The sequence below is a fragment of the Paenibacillus vulneris genome (genome assembly GCF_039543185.1).
In the GTDB taxonomy this organism is placed as follows: Bacteria; Bacillota; Bacilli; order Paenibacillales; family NBRC-103111; genus Paenibacillus_S; species Paenibacillus_S vulneris.
Genome location: NZ_BAABJG010000001.1, coordinates 44,559 through 51,077 on the forward strand (window position 1 = coordinate 44,559; position 6,519 = coordinate 51,077).

The 6,519-nt window shown below is 49.5% G+C and carries 4 protein-coding genes and 1 rRNA gene; 4 read left to right on the forward strand and 1 reads right to left on the reverse strand.

Going from position 1 to position 6,519, the window contains the following annotated elements:
• Positions 1-3: 3 nt before the first annotated feature.
• Positions 4-711, forward strand: coding sequence for a response regulator transcription factor (locus ABEA66_RS00285; RefSeq protein ID WP_345584961.1), 708 nt, complete (start codon positions 4-6; stop codon positions 709-711).
• Entirely contained in the window at positions 690-1,985 is a 1,296-nt protein-coding gene (locus ABEA66_RS00290) for a sensor histidine kinase (RefSeq protein WP_345584963.1), read from the forward strand. Before ABEA66_RS00285 ends, ABEA66_RS00290 begins: the two co-directional genes overlap by 22 nt.
• Positions 1,986-2,109: 124 nt before the next feature.
• Here the strand turns inward: ABEA66_RS00290 and ABEA66_RS00295 are convergent, their stop codons facing one another.
• Positions 2,110-3,018, reverse strand: a complete 909-nt coding sequence (locus ABEA66_RS00295; RefSeq protein WP_345584965.1) for an AraC family transcriptional regulator — start codon at positions 3,016-3,018, stop codon at positions 2,110-2,112.
• 176 nt (positions 3,019-3,194) lie between these two features.
• Between ABEA66_RS00295 and ABEA66_RS00300 the strand changes: the two genes are divergently transcribed.
• Both ABEA66_RS00300 and ABEA66_RS00305 read left to right on the forward strand, forming a co-directional pair.
• Positions 3,195-5,576, forward strand: a complete 2,382-nt coding sequence (locus ABEA66_RS00300) for a glycosyl hydrolase family 95 catalytic domain-containing protein (protein WP_345584967.1) — start codon at positions 3,195-3,197, stop codon at positions 5,574-5,576.
• Between the two features lie 666 nt (positions 5,577-6,242).
• Positions 6,243-6,519: ribosomal RNA gene (locus tag ABEA66_RS00305) — 16S ribosomal RNA — on the forward strand; the annotation flags it as partial.

A 6,519-nucleotide genomic window follows, 5' to 3' on the forward strand; every position in this document is an offset into this window, starting at 1 on the left:
ACCTTGAACATTTTATTAGTGGAAGATGATGCCAGGCTTGGTGAGCTGGTTCAATACAAGCTGAAGAAAGAGCTGTTTCAAGTCGAATGGGCACAAGACGCCCAGACAGCGGAATCATTCATAGAGAGATCTGCCTTTGATATTTATATCCTGGACTGGATGCTCCCGCGCAAGAGCGGGATAGAGCTGTGCAAGCAAATCAGGGCAAGGAAGGATTTTACGCCCATTCTGATGCTGACCGCAAAAGATACGGTAACCGATCGAGTACAAGGACTCAATGCCGGGGCGGATGATTATTTGGTCAAGCCGTTTGCTTTTGAAGAATTAATTGCTCGAATCCATGCCTTGTTCAGAAGGAAGGAGACGAATTGGGAAGGGGAGAAGGTGAGCCTGGGAGATGTGCTCGTCATTCACAAGACACGCCGGGAAGTGATTCGAAGCGGGGTAGTCCTTTCGCTATCGCGGCGTGAATTCCAGCTGCTTGATTTTTTGGCGGATCATCAGGGGCAAGTATTAAGCAGGGAGCAGCTGCTCGACCGCGTATGGGGCCTGGATGCGGAAATCACCTTGAATGCGGTGGACGCAACGATCAAGCTGCTGCGCAAAAAGCTGGACGATCCTTTCCCGGATAAGCTGATTCATAATGTGCGGGGCTTCGGCTACCGGTTGATGATAAAGGAGGACTCGACGTGTTCCAACGAACAAGAATGAGGCTGACTTTAGTATTCGGTTGTGTATTGGCGCTGATTTTAATTCTTGTTACGTTGGCTTACTACTTCTTTTTGCAGGAAACGATCCAAAGGAATGAACGGTCGGAGATGGCCAACATCCTGGAGAAAACAAGCCGCCAATGGGAGCATCGCCTGGAGGAGGGGCTCAAGGATCACCGCGATGGTAAACGAGAATCCAGAGGTATCGATTGGCAGTATTTGCAATCCAATGAGCTGGTAGTGATCAAAGCTTCTGATAACAGGCTGTACGTATCATCGACGGCATATGCTGCTATGTCAGAGCAGATGGTGCAATGGGCCAGAGCAGGGCAATCCGTGAATCAGCAGAGGCTGGAAATACAGGATGGGGAGCAGAAGCAGCATTTTCTTGTCGGCAGCGCCGCAATGAATGCAGGAGGTACGGCCTGGGCAGCCATAGATATTTCTTCGGACATCATGCTGCTCAGCCAAATGAAATGGGTGCTGTTAGTGTTCTCCGTCGTCCTGCTATCAATCGCTTCGGCCGGAGGGTATTGGTTTGCGGGCAGGGCGATGGGGCCCATTAAGGACTCCTATCTCAAGCAGGTGGAATTCACCGCTAATGCTTCTCATGAGCTTAGAACGCCGCTCAGCGTGATGCATTCGTCCGTAGAGCTGCTGCAGGACTACAAGTCCAGCCTGCCTGCGTTCGAGCAGCACATTCTTGACGGGTTGAAGGATGAAGTCCAGAGAATGACCCGATTGGTCGAGTCGCTGCTGCTTCTGGCCAGAAGCGATTCGCAGTCCTGGACGTTCCAGAGGGAGCAGGTTAATCTGTGTAATCTATGTGCAGATGCGGTGCAGTCAATGCAAACGGTTGCTCAGAAGCAGGGGATTCAGCTTCGAATCGGTGAATCGCCATCCGGGAGTGGGGATGCATACGTTATGGGGGATGAGGACCAACTGCACCGCTTGATTTATATATTGTTAGATAATGCTATCAAATATACTCCTCCCGAAGGGGAGGTCACGGTTTCGTGCATACCGCACGGAGATAACGAGTTGATGCTAAGGGTTAGCGATACCGGGATCGGGATTCCCGAAGATGAGCTGCATCTTATCTTCGACCGGTTCTACCGGGTGGATAAGGCACGTTCGCGCGAGAGCGGCGGAGCCGGATTGGGCCTGTCTATTGCCTCCGAAATCATGAGGATGCACCGGGCAGCTGTGAGAGTCACAAGCAAGGAAGGGGAAGGAAGCTGCTTCGAGGTTATGTTTCACCGCAGCCAGGCTTAAGACATGCGGTCAAGGTCTTTTCATTTTACCAATGGAGCAACTCTAAGCGGGCCGGGCTTGCCAAAAGCCGGCAGGAGATCAGTGCATAAAGCTGATTACTGCCGGCTTTTTTTATTCGAGGGCGTCATAGCAGCGCTTTATACTTGTCCCGATATTCGGAGGGCGACATTCCCGTTGCGTGGCGGAATGCCTTGGAGAAGTAATGAATCGAAGAAAATCCGTACTTCTCGGCAATCTCCGTGATGGAAAGACGCGAGAAGCATAAATCCTCCGCTATGTGATGATATTTTAACCGGTTCAAATAATCGCTCGGCGTATACCCTGTGTCCTGCTTGAACAGGTCGTGAAATCGGCTTTTGCCTAATCCAAGCTCGTGGGCCAGCTCGTACAGCTGCGCAACCTCCAGCTCCAGCGGCTCATTTTCAATAAAGTCCAATATTTTTTTGATTCGCGGATCATAAGTCACGTGATGTTTTACAGCATAGGCAAGGAATTGATGCAGGAAGCTCTGGAAGGCTCCATTGTATTTCAGGAAATCCCACGGGTTGCGTCCTCCCAGCAGCTCCGGCGGCGGGGTAAATGCATTGAAATAAGAGACCCATAACGGAATATTGTTGATGGTCGTTACTTCATTCAGCTCAAGCTTCGGGCAAGGGGAGATCAGCTCCTCTATGTAGGTATCTATCCCTTTAAAATAATTCCTCTGGTATTGAAATCCCGGCCGGTCGACATATTTCCAATCAAAGTAGGCGCAGCGATGGATCATCGGGTCGCTTGCATCCGAGGTCCATTGATGGATTGTTCCCGCAGGGATATAGACAAGAGAACCCGTCTGAACCTGATATTGCTGATCATTCAAACGCAGAATGCCTTGACCGGACTCCACCAGAATGATGGCGTTGGTATAACAGATCCGCAGCGGACATTGCTCCCGTGGGCCAAAGACATATTTTTGCGCAAAAAGCAGTAAAGGATTGAAATCGGAATAACGTGTGAGGTAATCCACCTGGAAGCTGTAAACGGCAATTTTCAAACGGGTTCACCTTCTTAGCAATCAATGTCGTTCTCTATTATATTGGAAAAAAGGACAAATAGATACGATTCTGTGCAAAGACATCAAAACAAATCGGAACTATAATGAAATGGCTTTCATAAGGAAACCGAATAAGGGATCAAATCAGTAAAAAATGAACACTGGGAGAGAATCTTATGAGCCATAACCAGCTTACCTTAAAATATCCGGCTTCATGGTGGAAAAATAAATGGAGGGAAGGCTTGCCGTCAGGGAATGGACAAATAGGCGCTTCCGTCTTCGGCGCAATTAAAGAAGAAACCATCCTCATTACTCATGAGGACTTGTGGCATTGGGGTCAAAAGGATGTGGTCCCGGATGTCAGCCATAAGCTCGATGAGACGAGGAAGCTGATGGATGAGGAGAGATACCTCGAAGCCAGCTGGAATTTAACCAATGCCTTGAAAGAACAAGGCTATAATACCCGCTTGGCAGCCAGGTTCCCTGTAGCCGATCTGAAGCTGATGATGCAGGGAGAGCATGCTTTCAAGCAATACCGCCGGACTCTTCATATGGAAACCGGGGAAGTGACGGTATCGTGGAAGGACGGTGAGACGGCCTACAAAAGAAGCTTGTTCGTGTCGAGAGCGGACAATGCGATAGTCTATGAGGTTCAATCGGACAGGCCTTCCATACAAGCGGAATTAAGTCTGGTTTTTCATCCGACGGACAGCCCTCGTTTGGCAGACAAATGCAAGGAAATGGAGGAAACCGTCCAGATCAAAGCTGAGGGCGACTATATTTATTACGCTGCACGCAACGACGATGGTACGGATTACGGAGCGGTGCTTCGATTGATATCCGCAACAGGCAGCAGGGAGGCTCTCCCGGGTGCAATTCGCGTCAGTGAATCGTCGAGTCTGCTCGTGGTCGTCAAGGTGTTTGTAAAAGGGCGGCGTGAACAGGAGTGGGCACGGCTTCAAGAGGAGTTATCTCCTATACAAGCCGATTACAAGGAGCTGCTGAACGCTCATGCCGAGCTGCACGGCCGATTATTCCGCTCCGCTTCCCTGCAGCTAGGGGCGGCTCATGATGAGCGTACGAATGAAGAGCTTTTGCTGGAGGCATATGACGGAGAAGCTCCGACAAGCTTAATCGAGAAAATGTGGGCGTACGGCCGGTATTTATTCATATCCGGTACGCGCGAACAAGGATATCCTTTTGGCATGTATGGTCTTTGGGGCGGTGATTACCGCTTGACCTGGTGCCACAACATGGCGAATGAGAATGTGCAAATGATGTATTGGCATGCCCCGGCAGGGGGGCTCAGCGAGCTGATGCCTGCTCTCATCCATTACTATGACAGCATGATGAACGATTTCCGCGACAACGCTCGCAAGCTGTACGGCTGCCGCGGCATTTATATTCCGGCAGGTTCTACACCGGGGATCGGCGTTCCTAACCAGATTGTTCCCGTTATTATGAATTGGACCAGTGCTGCGGGGTGGCTGGCCAGACATTATTATGAGTATTATTTGTATACCGGTGACAAAGCCTTTTTGAAACGAAAGGTGCTTCCGTTCATGAAGGAAGTAGCTCTGTTCTATGAAGATTTTCTTGTGTTGGGCGAGGACGGCTTCTATAAGTATTATCCTTCCGTTTCGCCGGAAAATACACCGCAAAATTTTATGCCGACCGATGGCAGACCATTGGCGCATCCGATGCCTACGACGATTAATGCCACTATGGATTTTGCCGTTATGAAGGAGCTGCTGTCTCATTTGGTTGAGGGAAGCTGCGAAGCGGGAGTATACGGGGATGAGGTCGAGAAGTGGGAGCAGATGATCCGGCGGATTCCTCCTTATCAGGTAAATAAGGACGGCGCCATTCGGGAATGGATGAATGAAACGTTTGACGACCGGTATGATCATAGGCATTTGTCGCATATTTATCCGATATTCCCTGGACAGGAATTTACTAGAGAGGAGCAGCCGGAGTTGTTTGAAGCCTTCGAGACGGCGGTCAAAAAGCGGTTAATCGGAGCGCAAAGCGGCTGGTCGCTCGTCCATATGGCTGCTATTTATGCGCGGCTCGGAGACGGCAACAAAGCTTTGGAATGCCTTGATATATTATCCCGCTCGTGCTTGCTGAACAATTTCTTCACGCTACACAACGATTGGCGGAATATGGGCGTGTGCATGAACATGACGGAAGCGCCTATTCAGATGGATGCCAACATGGGATGGGTCAATGCGGTTCAGGAGATGCTGCTCTATGTATCGCCTAAGCTGGTCAAGCTGCTTCCGGCACTGCCGGATAAATGGCAGCAAGGCTCTGTGACGGACCTTCGTTTCTGTACAGGGAGGCTGTCCATGTCCTGGGATACAAGAAAGGGTTCCTTCCGTGCGCAGCTTGTTGCTGAACGGGCAACTGCGATAACAGTAAAGCTCCCTGAAAGATTCGATGCCTATTCCTGGTCGGGAGACAGCAGCAAGGTCACACCTTCTGCATTGGGCCGTCATTGCTACGAGCTTCGTCTGGAGCCGGGTGAAGCCCTGACGGTTTCATGCGAGGGATAAAGTGCATTTGGTCATAAAAAAGAGAGGGGCTTCTTTTGGAGGGCCTCTCTCTAAATAAGGTGGAAAGCGCACAAGGTTTTTCTACTTGCATTATTAATCTACTATATGATACATTACAAAGCACGGTCGCTGAATGAGCGGCGTGATAGGTTCATAAACAAGTGAAATGGCGTTTCTGAGCTTGCCGGGCCATCCCAAGAACGGAAAAAAAGTTTTGCTTGCAATGAAGCTAAGAGATGTGGTACATTACAAACCACGGTCGCCGAAGGGCGGCGTGATAGATTCAAAAACAAGTGAAGCATCGTTTTCTGAGCTTGCCGGACTATCCCAAGAATGGAAAAAAAGTTTTGCTTGCAATGAAGCTAGGAGATGTGGTACATTACAAACCACGGTCGCTGAAGAGCGGCACGATAGATTCAAAACAAGTTAACATCGTTTCTGAGCTTGCTGGGTAATCCCAAGAATGGAAAAAAAGTTTTACTTGCATTGAAGCTACAAGATATGATATATTACGATCTTGTCTGGTAAAACAGATGAGCAAGTGATAGACATTGTCCTTTGAAAACTGAACAACGAGTGAATGTTTGAACAGAGAATGAAAATTCTCGCTAGCATTGAATTTTGAGCTTAAGACAAGCTCTATTATAGATCACTTCGGTGATCACTTTAATGGAGAGTTTGATCCTGGCTCAGGACGAACGCTGGCGGCGTGCCTAATACATGCAAGTCGAGCGGTCCCTTCGGGGATAGCGGCGGACGGGTGAGTAACACGTAGGCAACCTGCCTGTAAGATCGGGATAACTATCGGAAACGATAGCTAAGACCGGATAGCTGGTTCTCTCGCATGGGGGAATCATGAAACACGGGGCAACCTGTGGCTTACAGATGGGCCTGCGGCGCATTAGCTAGTTGGTAGGGTAATGGCCTACCAAGGCGACGATGC

What these genes read in the sequence shown, in the direction of transcription:
- ABEA66_RS00300 (WP_345584967.1), top strand. Translation starts at nt 3,195, where the DNA reads ATGAGCCATAACCAGCTTACCTTAAAATATCCGGCTTCATGGTGGAAA.